The sequence below is a fragment of the Sphingomonas sp. MA1305 genome (assembly GCF_016107325.1).
Taxonomy (GTDB): Bacteria; Pseudomonadota; Alphaproteobacteria; order Sphingomonadales; family Sphingomonadaceae; genus Sphingomonas.
Genome location: NZ_RCVT01000005.1, coordinates 141,736 through 157,137 on the forward strand (window position 1 = coordinate 141,736; position 15,402 = coordinate 157,137).

16 protein-coding genes are annotated in these 15,402 nt (G+C 69.6%); 2 read left to right on the forward strand and 14 right to left on the reverse strand.

Annotation, left to right across the window (positions count from 1 at the left end; all coding sequences use genetic code 11):
• The first annotated feature begins 151 nt into the window (after window positions 1-151).
• Window positions 152-631 (forward strand): hypothetical protein, encoded by a 480-nt coding sequence (locus D9601_RS17250; protein WP_198355319.1) that lies wholly within the window; start codon window positions 152-154, stop codon window positions 629-631.
• Here D9601_RS17250 and D9601_RS17255 read toward each other — a convergent pair.
• The 8 genes from D9601_RS17255 to D9601_RS17290 form a co-directional block, all read right to left on the reverse strand.
• Window positions 628-1,140: a thermonuclease family protein gene (locus D9601_RS17255; protein WP_443024770.1), complete on the reverse strand. Its 513-nt coding sequence runs from the start codon at window positions 1,138-1,140 to the stop codon at window positions 628-630. The genes D9601_RS17250 and D9601_RS17255 overlap by 4 nt on opposite strands.
• On the reverse strand, window positions 1,137-1,346 hold the full coding sequence (locus D9601_RS17260; RefSeq protein WP_332838046.1) for a hypothetical protein: 210 nt from the start codon (window positions 1,344-1,346) through the stop codon (window positions 1,137-1,139). The genes D9601_RS17255 and D9601_RS17260 overlap by 4 nt, the downstream gene beginning before the upstream one ends.
• Before the next feature lie 36 nt (window positions 1,347-1,382).
• On the reverse strand, window positions 1,383-1,994 hold the full coding sequence (locus D9601_RS17265) for a DUF6927 domain-containing protein (RefSeq protein WP_198355321.1): 612 nt from the start codon (window positions 1,992-1,994) through the stop codon (window positions 1,383-1,385).
• Between the two features lie 36 nt (window positions 1,995-2,030).
• Window positions 2,031-2,321, reverse strand: a complete 291-nt coding sequence (locus D9601_RS17270) for a zincin-like metallopeptidase domain-containing protein (protein WP_198355322.1) — start codon at window positions 2,319-2,321, stop codon at window positions 2,031-2,033.
• A 330-nt stretch (window positions 2,322-2,651) separates the two neighbouring features.
• On the reverse strand, window positions 2,652-4,001 hold the full coding sequence (locus tag D9601_RS17275; protein ID WP_016744716.1) for a dihydrolipoyl dehydrogenase family protein: 1,350 nt from the start codon (window positions 3,999-4,001) through the stop codon (window positions 2,652-2,654).
• Window positions 3,983-4,762, reverse strand: a complete 780-nt coding sequence (locus D9601_RS17280) for an alkylmercury lyase family protein (RefSeq protein ID WP_232474351.1) — start codon at window positions 4,760-4,762, stop codon at window positions 3,983-3,985. The genes D9601_RS17275 and D9601_RS17280 overlap by 19 nt, the downstream gene beginning before the upstream one ends.
• Before the next feature lie 12 nt (window positions 4,763-4,774).
• Window positions 4,775-4,999 (reverse strand): GDCCVxC domain-containing (seleno)protein, encoded by a 225-nt coding sequence (locus D9601_RS17285; RefSeq protein WP_021224337.1) that lies wholly within the window; start codon window positions 4,997-4,999, stop codon window positions 4,775-4,777.
• Entirely contained in the window at window positions 4,992-5,351 is a 360-nt protein-coding gene (locus D9601_RS17290; RefSeq protein WP_021224336.1) for a hypothetical protein, read from the reverse strand. The genes D9601_RS17285 and D9601_RS17290 overlap by 8 nt, the downstream gene beginning before the upstream one ends.
• 74 nt (window positions 5,352-5,425) lie before the next feature.
• Here D9601_RS17290 and D9601_RS17295 point away from each other — a divergent pair, with 74 nt between their 5' ends.
• A complete protein-coding gene (locus D9601_RS17295; protein ID WP_016744720.1) occupies window positions 5,426-5,842 on the forward strand; it encodes a MerR family transcriptional regulator in 417 nt (138 codons plus the stop codon).
• 3 nt (window positions 5,843-5,845) lie between these two features.
• Here D9601_RS17295 and D9601_RS17300 read toward each other — a convergent pair whose 3' ends face one another.
• From D9601_RS17300 to D9601_RS17325, 6 genes are all read right to left on the reverse strand, one after another.
• Window positions 5,846-6,709 (reverse strand): ArdC family protein, encoded by an 864-nt coding sequence (locus D9601_RS17300; RefSeq protein WP_030538909.1) that lies wholly within the window; start codon window positions 6,707-6,709, stop codon window positions 5,846-5,848.
• 169 nt (window positions 6,710-6,878) lie between these two features.
• Window positions 6,879-9,041, reverse strand: coding sequence for a hypothetical protein (locus D9601_RS17305; RefSeq protein WP_021224413.1), 2,163 nt, complete (start codon window positions 9,039-9,041; stop codon window positions 6,879-6,881).
• A complete protein-coding gene (locus D9601_RS17310) occupies window positions 9,038-10,825 on the reverse strand; it encodes a hypothetical protein (RefSeq protein ID WP_021224414.1) in 1,788 nt (595 codons plus the stop codon). The genes D9601_RS17305 and D9601_RS17310 overlap by 4 nt, the downstream gene beginning before the upstream one ends.
• Entirely contained in the window at window positions 10,822-12,171 is a 1,350-nt protein-coding gene (locus D9601_RS17315; RefSeq protein WP_021224415.1) for a tyrosine-type recombinase/integrase, read from the reverse strand. The genes D9601_RS17310 and D9601_RS17315 overlap by 4 nt, the downstream gene beginning before the upstream one ends.
• A gap of 157 nt (window positions 12,172-12,328) precedes the next feature.
• Window positions 12,329-13,072, reverse strand: a complete 744-nt coding sequence (locus D9601_RS17320; RefSeq protein ID WP_198355323.1) for an ArdC family protein — start codon at window positions 13,070-13,072, stop codon at window positions 12,329-12,331.
• Window positions 13,073-13,145: 73 nt separating this feature from the next.
• Entirely contained in the window at window positions 13,146-15,224 is a 2,079-nt protein-coding gene (locus D9601_RS17325) for a ParB/RepB/Spo0J family partition protein (RefSeq protein ID WP_198355324.1), read from the reverse strand.
• Window positions 15,225-15,402 lie beyond the last annotated feature (178 nt).

Below are 15,402 nucleotides of genomic sequence, written 5' to 3' on the forward strand. Positions count from 1 at the left end.
CGTGCGCTCGCCGTTCCCCTCCCCCTCCCCTTCCCGGCGCCCGGGCGCGGCTTGAAGCGCGCCCGCCGGAGCGGCCGGTCGGCGTGGTCGCGGCGCGTTTGACCGTCGCCGATGTTCACGGTACGTTTCGCGCGCTCACAGGAGGCGCGTCATGGATCTGCTCGACCGGTTCGACCTCGATCTCTCGCTCGACGAGGCGGCGCTCGCGCCCGACCAGTCGCCGGCGCGGCGCATGCTCGCCAATGCGTGCATCGGCATGGACACGCTCGATGCCTTCTACGCCGTCGCCGAGCTGCGTCAGGCCGCCGCCTGGGTTCACGACGGCGATCCCGCCGGCCGGCGTAAGCTGGTGGCGATCCTCGGCAACGACGCCGTCGACGATTTCCAGCGCTGCCTCTATTACGCGCTCGCCGGGCGTGGGATCGTCGCCATGCTCGACGATCTCGCCTGGCTCGAAGCCTTGCTCGAGCGCCGCGCGAAGGTTGCCGGACGCCTGCATGCGCGCGGCGTCAGGGTGCGCCCGCTGGTGTCGCCCTATGTCGCCGCGGAGGCGGACGGTCCGGTTGGGGTCTTCGATCCCGACTTCGCGCAAGGGCCGTCGTGGTGGCTGGAGCGCGATCCGCTCGGCTAGCGCCGATCGCCCGCCTCGCAGGCGAGCCGCTCGCCCTGGCGCCAGCGCGCGGGCGCGATCCATCGGCCCGCATGGGCGCCGCGGCGGGCGCCGCGGGCCGCACCGTAGGCGAGCGCGTAGCGCCGCGCCAACGACGGCATGTCCTGCAGATAGCGCGGTTCGGGGATGGCGAGCCCCGCCCCGATCAGCGCCTCGCCGAGGTCGACGCCGCCGACCGCGACGCGCGCGACCGGCCGGCCGTAGGTGCGTGCCGGCGTCAGCGTGACCGTCGCCTCGCCGCGGTCGAGCAGCCGCGCGGCATAATCCTGTGCCGCCTTGCCGCAGGGCCAGCAGCCGTCGTCGCGCGCGCAGAGCTGGCGGCGCTCGAACGCGTCGACGCCGAGCAGGCGGAGATCGATCGCGACGGTGTCGCCGTCGAGCGCGCGGCTGCGCGCGGTCAGCGGAACGTCGCTGCTCGCCACCGCGGCCGGTGCGGCGAGCGCGATCAGCATGAGGGTCGGACGGATCACAGGCGCATCTCCAGATCGACGGTGTCGTCGAGCGGCGGCGCCGCCGCAACCCGGTAGGGCTGCAGCGGGTGGCCGGTCCGCACGACCCAGACACGCCGGCGCGTCGCGCCGCAGAGCCGATCCGCGACGCGGACTGCATTCTCGCGGCTGCACAGCAGCAGCCGCTTCGGCGAATAGGTCGCCGGGGATTCGAGCAGGATCGACACGGGGGGCATCCTTGCGCTGAGAGGGAGCGGACGCGCTCAGGCGAAGACCGTGCCGTGGACGCGGGTCTCGTGGACGACGGTCCAGTCGAGCGTGGCGATGCCGCGGATGCGATAGCGGCCGCCGCCGCCCGGCGGACGCAGCGCCAGCCGGCGCCCGAGCCGCTCGACCACGAACTCGTCGCCGCTATAGCCATCGGTGAAGGTGACCGGACGGGCGAGCCGGATCCGCATGCCTTCCTCGAGCCGGCGTTTCGCGCGCTCGGCGCGGACGCGGCAGCGCTCGCGCCAGGCCAGCGCGTACGCATTGTCGGTCGGGCTGAGCAAGGCGAGGATCCGCGGCGGACACGCGGCCTCGTTCGGGCCGCAGGTCTCGTCCATGTCCTTGTAGCCGAAGACGAGGCCCTCGCGGTCGCGCGGGTTCCAGCGGACGAGACAGACGATCGCGACGATCTCGTGCCCGATGCCGTTCTCCATGCGCTGGGCGGCGGCGTAATAGACGCGGTTGCCGACACAGGCCGAGGCGACGACGTTGAAACCGCGGCTGCCGCCGTCGGGCTGCTCGCGCGCATAGGTGAATTGCGCGTCGAGATAGGCCTTGGCGGTGGCGTGCCCGCCCATCGAATCCCGGTGCATGTAGAGCCAGCCCATGATCGGTTCCTCTCGTGATGCGGTGAAGGTCGGTGGTCAGGCAGCGAGCCGCCGGTCGGTGATCGCGCCGGCATCGTCGACGCCCGCGACCGTCTCCTCGGCGCCGAAGCCGCGCAGATAGGCGAGCGCCTGCTCGGCCTTGGCCGCGGCATGGATGATCGCCGTCTTGTCGGCGCGCAGGATTCGCAGCCAGTGGTCGACATAGCTCGCGTGGCTGTCGTGGAGTTCGTTGGGGAGGCCGAGCTCGGCGCAGATCAGCCCCGAGCCGATCTCGGCGCAATATCCTGACAGTCCAGCCCAAAATGGCGGTTGGAAGGTGAAAACCATCGGTTGCCTCCAGCACTGCCCAAAAGCCCCATGGCCTCCCCCGAGGCGGGGGTGGGCGGCGAGAGCGACCGGAGAGGCCTGCTGAAGCGGCGGGCTGCACCCGCAGGGGCGAAATGAAATGGAGCAGCCCGGCGAAGCCGAGGCTTGCAGCGCGCCGCGGCGGGCCTAGCAGGGAGCGCCGACCACTCCCGCATCGAGGGAGAGGCCAAAAAATCGGAGCCGCCGCGCAAGCGGCGTCCGCTTAATGGCGGGCGACAGCCCGCATCGACATGCATCGCGAAGCGGCCGATCGCGCGAGGGATCGGCCGCCATGGCAGTGGCGCTCGTGCGTTAAGTCAGCATGTAGCCGACGTCGGAGGCGCCGGTCGGATAGGCGAACATGGTGGAGCGAAGATCGGCCGCGGTGAGGCCGTGGCGGATTGCCAGACCGAAAACGTTGATTACCTCGTCGGCGTTCGGCCCCACGAGATGCGCGCCGAGGATGAGGTCCGTGTCCTCGTCGATCAGCAGCTTATGGCCGTAGACCGGCTCGGCGAGGCGGCGGGCGGTGAACCAGTCTGGCGTCGAGGCTGCGTTGACCCGGAGCGCGACGCCGCCGCGGCGCGCCGCCTCCTCTGACAGTCCGACGGCGGCGATCGGCGGCAGAGTGAAGGCCACGCTCGGCACGCCGCGATAGTCCGGCTGGTGCGTCGGGCCATCCAGGAGGTTGGCGGCAACTACCTTGGCATCGTGGCTGGACACCGGCGTCAGCCGCGGCCCGACTCCGGCAGCGTCGCCGGCGGCATAGACCCGCGGGTTGGAAATGCTCCGCAGATGCGCGTCGAGCTGCAGGCGCCCGTCCTGCACCGCCACCTCGCCGGCGGACAGGTCGAGCGCCTTGAGGTCAGGACCGCGCCCGGCGGCATGAACGACGAGATCGGCGGCGACGCTGAGATCAGGCTCGCCCTGGCGCTCGGCGTGGACCAGCAGACCGCTCCCGCTGCGCTCGACCCGGGTAACGGTGGCACCGGTCTCGACGCGGATGCCGAGCGCCTCGAACCGGGGCGTCAGCCAGCCCACCAGGTCGGGATCGAAGTGCGGCAGGAGCCGCTCGGCCCGCTGTAGGATGGTGACCTCTGCGCCCGCTCGGGCCGCCAGATGCGAGAACTCCGCAGCGACATAGCCGCCGCCGATCAGCACGATCCGGCGCGGCAGGGCCTGAAGCTCCAGGAACGCATCGCTTGTGCTCACCAGATCTTCGCCCGGAATGCCGAGCGGGACTGGACGCGCGCCGCTGGCGATCAGGATATGGCGGGCCCGCAATGTCCGGCCTTCCACCACGATCGTGTCTGGGCCGGCAAAGCGAGCAACACCGTGTAATGCGTCGACACCGAGCTCGGCGTAGCGGTGCGCCTGCTTGGCGGGGATCGGATCGGTGAAGGTCCGCTTGAACGCCATCAGGTCGGGCCAGTCGATCGCCAGCGTGCCGTCGACGCCATGTCTGGCCATGCGCCTTGCCGCGTCGATCGCTTCCTCGCCGCTGACCAGCATCCTCTTGGGATCGCAGCCACGCAGCGCACAGGTGCCGCCGAACGGACGGTGATCGATGACGGCGACGGACCATCCAGCGGCACGGACCCGGCCGACCGCGACCTGCGCTGCCGTGCCACTGCCGATGACGATCAGGTCGTAGGAAGCCATGGTCGCATCTCCATCCGCATCGGCGCAAAAATCGCGCGCCCAACCTCGAGCGCTTCGGCCAGGCACAGACGAATGCCGTCATCGGCTCCGACCGGACCGCTCGCGCACCAGGCCGCCAGATGATCGTCATCGCAGAAGAAGGCCTGCAAGGTGCAGAGCGACGATGCCGCGCAGCCACTGGCATAGCGACGGCCGGACCAGACGACGATCGCGCCCGGCTCAACCTCTTCCAGCTCGCGGCCGCGGCTGGGGGTATGGATGGCGAGCGTGCGCCGGCACTGGCGGCAGGCCGAGCGGATCATGCAGTCCCGCTCCAGCATGGCGCCGATCCCCAACGCGTCGATGGCGCACATGGCGCTCATGGTCACTCCGCTGACTTCGACTTGATGTTCGCTGGGGCCGTCGGTGAACGGATAGGCGCCGGTCACCCGGCCCGCGCCGTCGAGGACCACGAGATCGCGCCCGGCGAGCCGCTGCAGGGCCGAGCCGACCTCGCCGGAGGGGAGTTCCGATGCGGCGGCGATCTGTGCCGGCACCGGCGAGCGACCATCGGCAGCATAGGCTTGAAGCACGGCGCGCCGGACCCGCTCCTCGACGCCGTCCATCCCGCGCCACTTCGAACCGATGAACGCCGCGAACAGTGCCGTCAGGGCTGCGCGGGCGCTGGGTGTTGTGACTGCGCTCCAGTCCGGGACAACGGCACCGCCGGGAAATGTAACCGTCGATCCAAAGGCGGCTTCAGCGGATGATGCGCGCGCCATCGCCCGCCCTCCTCAGCCGCAGCACGCCTTGCCGCCGCTCTCCTGGATCGGCGGACAGGGCACGTCGCCGTAGGAGCAATAGACGCAGCAATCGCCCGGCTTGGGCTTGAGGACCGCGCCGCAACCCCGGCAGTCGTAGAAATACTGGCAGGCATTGGTCGGCATGGTCTCCGTCGCCCGATGACCGCAGTGGGGACAGGTCAGCGTCGAGCGCAGCTCGGGGGTGGCATCAGACATAGCGATAGCCTGCCCAGAGCAGGGCCGCACCGAGCAGCAATCCGATGAGCGTGAGAACACGCATCCAGCGCGGCGTGCATATGCCGCCCGGCCCACAGCGCGCCGCCGTAACTTGCTGGCGCAACAGCAGCGCCGCGCCGGCAAGCAGGCACAATGCGCCAATGAGGAGAAGCGGCGTGCGATACGGCGCGGCGACAATGGCCACGCCGCCGAGCCAAGCTGCGCCGATCCCGGCGGATGCGAAGAGGATCGGCAGCGCACAGCAGGCGGCGACGCCGAACGCCGCAGCGATCCCCGCCAGCGTGAGCGTGGCGGTGCCGATCCCCTTAGGCGGGCTTGGCGTCTGGGTCACGGGCGACTCCTTGTGGCGGGCATTGAGCTGTCCTAACATCTGTAGCGACTACAGACTCAAGAGGTATTTTGGGGATGGCCGCAACCGGCGCGATCCAGATCGGCGAACTCTCACGCCGCACCGGATGCAACATCGAGACGATCCGCTATTACGAGCGGATCGGGCTGCTGCCCGCTCCGCCGCGGCGGGGCCGCTACCGCAGCTATGGCCGGGAGGACGTGGCTCGCCTGGGCTTCGTGCGCCGCGCGAGGGAGCTGGGCTTTACCCTGGACGAGGTACGCGCCTTGCTCGGACTCGCGGTTGGCGGTCAGGCCTCCTGCGCCGAGGTGCGCGAGCTCGCGGCGTCGCACCTGAAGGACGTACGCGCGCGGATCGCGGACCTCAAGCGGATGGAACGGGTTCTGGCCGACTCGGTGCGCGCCTGCGATGCCGGTCGGGATCCGGGCTGTCCGCTGCTCGACACACTTGGCGCCGAAGTGCGGGTCGCGTGAGCATTACGGCTGTCGGGCGTGCATCCAGTCGGCTGCCGCCTGCGCCTTGCTCGCCGCGGTGAAGATCGCCCGAGGCTCGTCCTTGAGCAGTTGCAGCCAGGAGGCGATGTAGGCCGCATGATCGGGTCGCGGTTCGTGCGCGATCCCAAGATCGGCGAGCAGGAACGATGCGGTCAGTTCGGCGGTCGCTTCCTCCATGGCGAGCGCGTGCCTGGTCCACTTGGCGCTGAAATCCCGGTCAAGCCGATGGGCTGCGCCACTGGCATGAGCCGCTTCGTGAATGTGGGTGGCGTAGAAGCCGTGGGCATCGTGGAAGGCGCTGAAATCCGGCATGTGAATGCGGTCTTCGGCGATATGATAATAGGCGCTGGCCGAGCCGTAGACAGTATCGATGCCGAGCGCGGCGATGAAGGCTTCGGCGGCGGCGAGGCGTTCGCTCTCAGGCAGGTCCGGCGCCGGTTCGGGCGCGTAGCCATCGACCTGATCGGCGTTGAACAGGCTGAACGCCTTGGCGAAAAGCCGTCGATGGTCGTCATCGCCGCCGGCGTCGTCACCCTTCGCGCGAAACTCCTTCCAGAGGACGCCGAGGCTGGCGTGCTCGCCCTTGCGGACCTGCGCGCCGAGCGCCTGCCACTGGCGATAGGTGCCCCAGACCCCGCTCGCGTAGCCGCTGCCATAGGCGGCCGCCCAGAGCGAGATCGTATTTATGCCGCGATAGGGCTTGCCGCTGGCGACGTTGGTCGGGCGGGTGACGTCGGCGCCAAAATGATGCCACGGCATGCGCCAGGTGCCGGTGCCGGCTTCGATGGCGTCGACGATCGCTTGCGTGACGCGAGCGTAGACGTCTGAGCGTGGTGAGGCTGACATGATATGTTCTCCGTTCTCGCGCCGGGGACCATCCCCGGCGGCGGAGGCCCGTTCGCGCCGGGCACAGGGGGGCTCGCGCACCCGTCAGGGCCGCAGCGAAGCGAAGGACGGCGAAGCCGTTGCGCGGGCGCGCCGACCGGCGCAGGACTCCGCCAACAGCCGGGGTGGTCTACGGCGCGGGAGGGTCGATCCCGGCAATCACCGCGGTCAGGCGATCAAGCTCGCGCTGGAGCGCCTGACGCTGGAGGTCGGAGATGCGCCGTTCGCGTAAGTGCGCCCGGGCATCGGCCGCCGCACGTTCCCAGGCCGGTCTGTGGCGGGCGGTGATGCAGGCGTTGGGGCAGCGGGTCGGTTCGCACAGGGCGGTAAGCGGCTGCGCGGGATCGGGGGTCGTCACGCGCTTGAGGCAGAGCGCGGTCGCGGGATCGAAGAAGCAATCCGCGAGCGGGCCGACATGGAAGGTGCGCGCGACGCTGGCGAGCATGACGCGCAGGCGGGCCCGATCGGCGATCATGGCGGGCAGTGGCCCGAGCTTAACGGCGGCATCGTCGAGGGTCCGCGCGATGCGTGGTCCCGCCGGTCCGCCGAGTGATGCGCCGCCCTGCCGCCGGTCGAAATAGTCCAGCAGATCGTCAATCTGACCGAGCCGGCGCTGCGCCTCGACCTCTGCGCGAAACCCCGATCCACTGGTCCCGGCATAGCCCTCGAAAGCGGCGACCGAGGCATGCTTGTACTGGATCATGCCGGCGATGGTGCCGAACGGACGGTTGGCGATGTGCCACGCGATGGTGCGCCGGAACTGCCGCGTCGTGATGCGCCACGGCTTGCCATCGGGGCCGGGTGGGATGACCGGCGCATCGGGGCTGCCGAAGACGGTGTTGAGGTGGTCGCGGAAGGCGTTGAGCTGGCGGACCACCTCGCTCGACAGATGCGTCTTGGTGACAGCGCGGGGACGAAGCACCGGCCAGAGCGTGTCGCTTCCAGTCTTCCGTGCCGCGTGTTCCGACAGCCGTTCGAGCACCGTGATCGCCTCGGCCACCGGTTCGATCGTCACCCAGCTCGCCGACTCACCGGCGCTCGATCGGCGCTTGTAGAGGGTCGATCGGACGCGTTGCCGCTCGATCAGGCCGTCTTCGCTGCGCGCGATCGAGAGGCAGCCGCGCCGCATCGCCTGGACCTCGCAGTCGCGCATGCCGGTCAGATAGGCGCATACGATATAGGCGGCGGCCTGCAGCATCCGCTCCTCGATCGCTAGGGTCTTCACGTCGAAGCGGGCACGCCATGGCCGACCGCTCTCGGGAGCGATCGAGATCGGCGTGTCCATGCCGCCGACCTCGGTACCAAGCGATGCAACCGCTTCGCGAATGACATCCGGTGCGCCGGTAGTGAGCATGAGATGCATGGCCGGCTCGGCGACGGCATCGATGCCGGCATGCAAATGGAGGAGATGGGCGTTGATCGGCGGGGTTGCATCCCCGGTGAGGGGATCGATGCGCGTGGCGCCGTTGTGTGCCGTCGTCCAGATGGGCACGCCGCGTCCTTGCCGGGCTCGGCGCGCGAGATAGCGCTCGAGGCGCGCGCGCTGCCGCAGGCGGCGCTCTGCATCAGGCAGTCCGCGTTCGGCGGCGAGCAGCCGAGCGCGGACTGCCTCGAGCCGATCGAGCGCGACCCGAGCCGCCAGAATATCGGTCGCGAAGGTCGTGACATAGCGCAGCGACCAGGCGAGCAGCGGCGTGACAATCTCCTCCGGCATGCGTGGGGTGCGGTTCTCGCGCACATGCCGATATCCGGCGACGCGCGCAGCCGCTTGCCCGGCCCACGGCTCGAACCCGAGACCGCCTCCAGGCAGGTGATCCCGGAGATGGTAGAGATCGGTGACCACCTGCAAGAGCTGGCCGACGATGACGGGGCGCCGCGCTGAATCATCCCGCAGGTGGCGCGCATAAGCGTCGATCAGCGCCTGATCGATGCGGCCCAGGTCGAGCCGCCCAAGCCGCTCGCGCGCGAAGGCGAAGAACCGGCGAGCCCGGTTGAATGCCTGTCGGATGCTGGCGGGCGGCAGCTTCGGGTGGTAGCCGGGAAGACCGACGTTGAGGCGGGCGTAGAGATAGGCGCGCATTGCCGCCTGCACATCGGCATGTTCGAGCACGTCGAAATGCACGGTGACGTGGCAGCGCCGAGCGTTCTCGCGGAAGACGGCGGGACCGAGATCCCAGGTCGGGTCGCCGACGTGCGACAGCTCCTCGCGGGCATGGCCCGCCTTGAGCGGCGCGCTCGCCAGCACAGGGCGATCGTCGAACGCGGGCACGAGGGCATGGACGGGCGTGGTCATGCGCGTGCCTCCGGCGGCAGATAGAGCCGTTCGCTCCCCATCTGCCGGCGCGCTTCGGCGATAACGGCATCGGAGAAGACCGGCAGGACCTGGACCGTGATCCGGGTGTGGACGCGGCCGAACTTGGCGGCCCAGTCGCTCGCCGGCAGGCTGCATCGCTGCTCTTCGACGAACGCGAGAAAGGCGAGGATCGCGGGGAGCTTGCGCGCGGTGATGACGGCGTTGGGACAATCGAGGCAGCCCCAGAAGGGCTGCGCGCAGGGCGAACCGGGCTCGGCGAAAGGACTGCTATGGAAGCCCGCGCAGGCGGCGAGCCAGACATCCTGTTCGCCGTCGAGCACCGGACCCACCGTATCAGCCGACATCAGCGACGCGACCTGTTCGGGCGCTTCGCGCAGCGCCTGCTCGGCGGTGGGTGGAAGCACGGTCGGCATCGCCGCAGCGACCGCTGCGCGGAAGGCATCGGCGACGGCCGCCTCGTGCAACGGCCGGAGCGACGGCAGATCGGCATAGTGGCGCGCCGCAACCTCGCGGGTGTGACCGACCGCGAAGCGGGCCATATGCCCCTCGGTCTTGGTGTACCATAACGCCTTGTGGGTCTTGCGCAGCCGGGAAAGCAGCAGATGGAGCGGCTTCCCATCATCGCCGGCGATACCATGGCGACGAGCCCAGGCGGCGAGTTGGAACTTGGGATCGACGATGCCGGCGCGAAGGCCGCCAACGTTGTGATAGAGCCAGAGGCAATCGTCGGTCAGATGCTCGCGTGCGACGGCGGTGACGTCGATCAGGCGACGCATGAGGCCGCCGGGTGTGCCGCTACCACCATCGCGGACCCGCATGCTCTTGTGCTCGGCACCGCGGGCGCGGCGCTTCAGATAGCGCAGCTCCACCGTGCCGGCATGCGGGTTGGTGAGACAATCCACGGTCAGCGTCTTCAGGCACTCCGGCTCGAGGCCGGTATCGAGCGTGAGCAGCACGAGCAGCGCCGGCAGATCGCGCGCGAGCAGATGATGGCGGCCATGCAGGTCGTCGATGAGCGTGCTGATCGGCAATCCGCGCCGCATGCGCATGAAATAGAGGCGCTTCAGCGCGGGCTGGTCTGCGACGATAAAGCCCTGCCGCGCGATGATCGCTTCGACATCGGCGCGCGCCCTGGCGACGACAGGGTCGCCCTCATCAGTGCGGTCGTCGGCGCCGAGGCGGCGAAGCATCGCTTCGATATCGGCCCTCGCGGCGTCGCGCAGCGCGCGGGCGACGAAGGGGCTATAGGCATCGCGCGGGGTCGAGCGGCCCGCCGAAGTGGCCAGCGTGTAGCGCAGCCGCTCATGCAGGTCGGGCGCGATCCGATCGGGCCGGTCTGCCTCGATCGCGCGCAGCGTGTTGATGACCTTGCCGACCGTTATGTGCCGGTGGATCGCGCCCATCCCACGCCGTTCGAGCGCGGACGCAAAGCCATCGATATGGACTGCGCGCAGGTCGTTGACGCCGGTCACCTCCGGCGCATCATCGCCAAGCCAGGCGAAGAAGTGGCGATAGACCTGAACATACTGCTTGATGACGCTGGCCGCACCGATGGGGCCGCCGAGCGCCGCCGATCGACGCAGCGCACCGGCGAAAGCGATGGCGAGTGGGCGAGGATCGAGCCCGGTCATATCGACTAGGACCGTTCCGCCATGCCGCGCCTCGATGGTGAACTTGAGGCCGAGCACAGGATCGGGCTGCGATCGCTCCGGCGTGATCGGCGCAAAGGCGACAGGCCGGCCCTTGCGGGGACGCCCGCTCATACGCCTTGCGGCCCCGGCAGTAACGCCAGCAGCTCCTCGACGGCCGCGTCCACCGTATCGGCGCGGGTCGCGATATGGTCGAGGTAGATATAGGTGGTGGTGAGGCTGGCGTGGCCAAGCAGGCGTTGCACCTGTTGCAGCGGGTCGCCCAGGATCAGCCGATAGCTCTCCACCGGCCCCACCGGCAATGCCGCTTCGCGCAGCCGCTGCTGGATCAGCAAGGCGAGCATATGGACTGCGAAGGCGTGGCGAAGCTGGTGCGGGCTGATCGACAGCGGGAAGCCGTTCTGTGCGCACCGCTTGCAGGCGCGGGTGAAGATCACCTCCCACGAGTTGGGGCGGACAGGCTGGCCGACCTCGGTCAGCCATAGCGCCGCCGGCTCGCGGGGCGTTCCATCCTCGTCGCACAGGATCAGGCGGCATCGTTCCTCCGGGGTGCAGATATCGCGCATGCGGTCGAGACCGGCGCGGGTGACAGGGATCGGTCGGTCGAAGCTGGCCGCACCGTCGCGCGCGGCGAACTTGGCCACGCCCGCGGCGCGCTCGACCGCGACATAGGCGGCGATCTGACGAAGCAGCCGGCGTGGGACCAGAACGCTGCGTCCGCGGTCGCCCTTGGTGAGCGGCGGCGGAAGGGGCAACCAAAGTTGTTGGACGTCACCGTCCTCGCGGTCGATCGCCGCGAGCTCGACGGTGAGCAAGCCCGACGCCTCTTCGAGGCGCAGGCCGGTGGTGACGAGAAGATCCGCGAACAGCGCGTTGCGCAGCCCATTACGGTCGCGAGCGCCGGGGCGCTCCGTGCCGTCAGGGGTGAGCCCGCGCAGGCCGACCTCGCGGAAAATGCGGTAGTCGTCCATCGTGACGAACCGGACATCCGATCGCCTGGCGACACGTTCATAGGCATCGTTGCGCGCCGCGATCATGCCGCGACGGCCACCTTGCGCCGGTCGCCACACGGCGCGGCGGCTGAACGGCGCGTCGGCGATCAACCCTTGCTGCTCGCCCCAACGGTAAAGGCGATCGAGGCTGGCGACGGCGCGGTTCCAGCTTGCCGCCGTTATCCGGTGATCGGCATCGTCGCGGCGTCGCTCACGATGATAGGCGTCGACATCGTCGCGGGTCGCAGCCCACACGGTCTTGCCGCAGGCATCGAGAAAACGAAGCCAGACTACGACATCATAGGCGTAGGCGCGAAGCGAGTGCCGCGAGCGGACGCCCGACAGCGGCAGGTCGAGAAAGAAGCGATCCAGATCGGGATCGTAGAGCGCGTCGTCGCGCTGGATCAGCGGCACATGCGCATCGAGGCCCCTGGCCTCGCGACGCTCGCAAACAGTAATGATCGACACCGGCGCGAAGCCCTCCCCCCGGACCCCCCACCCGGAAGCTGACCTTCACACCGATGCGCGCTATGGCCCGGCAGCTATCAGGCTGGCCTCCGCCAGCTCTTGGGTCAGCGCTACGGCCAGCCTGATTACTGCCTACCGTGGGCGTCCATCGCCGACCTTACTGCAATGTTGCGGACGGCGCAGACTGTCCAGATAAGGCGACCAGTTCCTCGAAGCTGTAGGCGGCGTCGCCGAACCGCTTGCCGAACGTGCGCGCGAGCCGGTGCTCGTGGCCGGTCCAGTGCACCGTCTCGTGCGCGAGCGTCGAGGCGTAATGGTCCATCGTCCGGAAGGCCGCCGGCGGCGGCATCTGAATAAAATCGAAGGCGCGATTGAAGAAGGCGCTGTCGCCGCCGTGCCGCACGTCGAGCGGCAGCGTGGCGAAGAAGCGGTCGATCGCCGCCTGGTGCTCGGACGGGGTCGGCGGCAGCGCGGCGACCGGCGTCGGGTAGAAATGCGCGGGCAGGCCGTCGATCTGGTCCGCCGAGAAGACGATGTAGGAGCGCAGGAAGCGGATGGTCTTGCGGACCTCGTCGCCGGTCCGGCGATCGGTCTCGGTCTTGGCGAAGGTCGAGAAATAGACCGACAGCGAGCCGGTCTCGCCGCGGCGGACCTGGCCGCCCAGCTCGGCGGCCTGGCGGTAGGTCATCCAGTAGCGGCTGCGATAGCCGCGCGTGTCGGCGATCGCCCAGAGGTAGAGCGAGTTGATCCCGCTATAGGCGGTGCCGCAGTGGCGCAGCGGCCGCGCGCCCGCGCCGGTCACCGACCATGGCCGCGACCAGGGCGGGACCCCCTCCTCGAGCTTCCTGACGATGAGCGCGGTGATCTCGGCCGCGACGTCGCGGCTGTCCTTCTTGGGCATGACGGATGCTCCGAAAACGAAGCGACGGCGGCGAAGCCATGGCTCCGCCGCCGTCGCGTGGTGGCACTGACGGTTATTCGGCGGCGACCAGCGCCGGCTCGTCGAACTCGGCGTCGGTGAGCGCTTCGTCGCCCTCGCCCGCGACCGGATCGGCGTCGCCGAGGTCCGCGTCGTCGTCGCCGCTCTCGTCGGCCCGGTCGTCGAAGCCATCGGGTTCGACGCCGTCGAGGAACCGCATCGCGTTGGGCACCCAGGCGAGCGCCTTCTCCTTGACCTCGGCCTCGACGATCGCCTCGCCGGCGAACAGCTTCTCGCACGATGCCGAGATCTCGGATTTCTTCTGCGCGGCGTGGCGGCCGGACAGCGCCGGTCCGCCGACCTCGTCGAGCAGCGAGAGCAGCGCGCTTTTGGTCACGCGATCGAAGAAATTCTCCGAGGTCGGCCGCCACCACGCGGCGACGTCGATCTCCATGATCGTGGCCAGCCGGTTCTGGAGCGGGTTCTGCCGGGTCGCGTAGGTCGGCTTGGCCTCGAGCGACGTCGCGACCGCCCAGGCGAGCCATCCGGCCTTGGCGTCGTCGGCGAGGACGCGGAACGCCTCGAACCGCTCGACCTCGCACGCGCTTTCGGTCCAGCCGGCGTCGAGCTCCTCGCGCGCCTCGGCGAGATCGCTGCGAGCCCGGCTCCCCGGCACCTCGCCGACCGTCGGGTCGAGCGGCGGTCGGGCGTGGATCGAGGTCCCGTACTGGCCGTGCCGCGAGCGGGCATCGACCATCGCGAACAGCGCGAAGTCGAGCGCCAGGCCGGGATGGCCGAGCAGGGCGGCGGCAAGGATGTCGCGACGCTGGATCGCGAGCTTGTCGTAGAGGCTCGCCGACAGCGCCTTGCCGCCCGGCGCGACCGCCTCGGGACGCAGCGCCGGCACCTGCGGCTCGCCGCGCCCGGTCGGACCGGCGGTGGCCCCGCCCGTGTCGCCGGCGTCGGCATCGTCGGCGCGGATCGGCTGCTCGCTGTAATAGGTCGGCTCGACGACCATCTCGCCGCGCGGCGTCAGCGTCAGGAACACGCCGACCTGCGGCTTCAGCTCGTCGGGAAGGACCGTGGGCCGTTCCGAGAGACGCTCGCGGTCCTCGCCGAGCGCGTCGGCTTCGGCGTCGAGCCGGGCATAGTCCTCCTCGGGCAGCGCCTCGTCCTCCATCTCGGCGTAGATCGCCTCGAGCCGGGCGTCGATCTCGTCCATCCGGGCGGTTTCCTCCTCGGTCGGCGGCACGGTCGGCAGCACGACGCGGTGCAGGCCCGCGGCAGCGTTCCAGGTGCTGCTCGACGCGACCGGCCGGATCCAGCCGAGGCCGGTTTCCTCCCCGATCCGCCGCGCCTCGGCCTCCATGATCTCGGCGCCCAGCCGCTGCGCGATCTCGGGATCGGTCCAGCGATCCCCCGCATCGCTGAAGAGATCGCGATCGACCCGACCGCCGGCGGCGGCATAGGCGTCCTCGCCGACGAGGATCGCGACCGGGTCGGTCGACTTCATCGTCTCGTTGGCGATCACGCGCCGGATCATGTCGGCATTGGCGTAGCCGTTCTGGCCGTAGCTGCCCCAGACCATCAGCTGCTTGTCGTGGCTCTCGGTCGAGGCATAGGCCTTGGCGATGTCGAGCGTGATCTCGCCCGCGGCGAGCGCGTCGAAGATCGGCTCGGCCAGCGTCGCCAGCCGCAGGCGCCCCTCGATGAAGCGGCGGGTCTGGCCGAAGCGCTTGGCCACCGCGTCGATGTCGCCGTCCTTGCCGAGGAAATGGTGGAAGGCGCGGCATTCCTCGGCCGGGGTCAGTTTGAGCTGATGAAAATTGGCCGCGAGCGAGGTTTCGCTGAGTTCGCTGGCGTCGGCTTTCAGCACCATCACCGGCACGTCGTAATCGTCGGCGGCGATCTGTCCCTGCTCGACCAGCAGGTGGAGCGCGCGCAGGCGGCGGCCGCCATCGAACACCTCGAAATGGCCGCGCGGTTTGGTCACCGGGGTGATCAGCAGGTTCTGGAGAACGCCGCGGGCCTGGATGGCGGCGGCGAGCGGCTCGATCGCGAGATCCTTGTCCGGCGCGGTGCGGACATTGATCGGCGACAGACGCAGCTTGGCGAGCTTGACGGTCTGGATCATCGGGAAGGCTCCTTCTTCGTCCGGATCAGCCCGGACACCTTCCCGCTCCCCCCTTCCCTTTCAGCCGGCGCGATCACTCGGGCTCCCTCGCGGCGTCGCCATGACGAGCGCGTTTGCCGCGCCGATCGGGACGACGATCGTTAAGACGCCCCCCCCGATCGCCGGACCGTCCGCCGGG

Excerpts from the sequence above, each read along its gene's own strand:
- D9601_RS17270 (WP_198355322.1), bottom strand. The coding sequence starts at position 2,321 with ATGGTTTTCACCTTCCAACCGCCATTTTGGGCTGGACTGTCAGGATAT.
- D9601_RS17310 (WP_021224414.1), bottom strand. The coding sequence starts at position 10,825 with ATGAGCGGGCGTCCCCGCAAGGGCCGGCCTGTCGCCTTTGCGCCGATC.
- D9601_RS17305 (WP_021224413.1), bottom strand. The coding sequence starts at position 9,041 with ATGACCACGCCCGTCCATGCCCTCGTGCCCGCGTTCGACGATCGCCCT.
- D9601_RS17275 (WP_016744716.1), bottom strand. The coding sequence starts at position 4,001 with ATGGCTTCCTACGACCTGATCGTCATCGGCAGTGGCACGGCAGCGCAG.
- D9601_RS17250 (WP_198355319.1), top strand. The coding sequence starts at position 152 with ATGGATCTGCTCGACCGGTTCGACCTCGATCTCTCGCTCGACGAGGCG.
- D9601_RS17320 (WP_198355323.1), bottom strand. The coding sequence starts at position 13,072 with ATGCCCAAGAAGGACAGCCGCGACGTCGCGGCCGAGATCACCGCGCTC.
- D9601_RS17285 (WP_021224337.1), bottom strand. The coding sequence starts at position 4,999 with ATGTCTGATGCCACCCCCGAGCTGCGCTCGACGCTGACCTGTCCCCAC.
- D9601_RS17280 (WP_232474351.1), bottom strand. The coding sequence starts at position 4,762 with ATGGCGCGCGCATCATCCGCTGAAGCCGCCTTTGGATCGACGGTTACA.
- D9601_RS17300 (WP_030538909.1), bottom strand. The coding sequence starts at position 6,709 with ATGTCAGCCTCACCACGCTCAGACGTCTACGCTCGCGTCACGCAAGCG.
- D9601_RS17325 (WP_198355324.1), bottom strand. The coding sequence starts at position 15,224 with ATGATCCAGACCGTCAAGCTCGCCAAGCTGCGTCTGTCGCCGATCAAT.
- D9601_RS17265 (WP_198355321.1), bottom strand. The coding sequence starts at position 1,994 with ATGGGCTGGCTCTACATGCACCGGGATTCGATGGGCGGGCACGCCACC.
- D9601_RS17295 (WP_016744720.1), top strand. The coding sequence starts at position 5,426 with ATGGCCGCAACCGGCGCGATCCAGATCGGCGAACTCTCACGCCGCACC.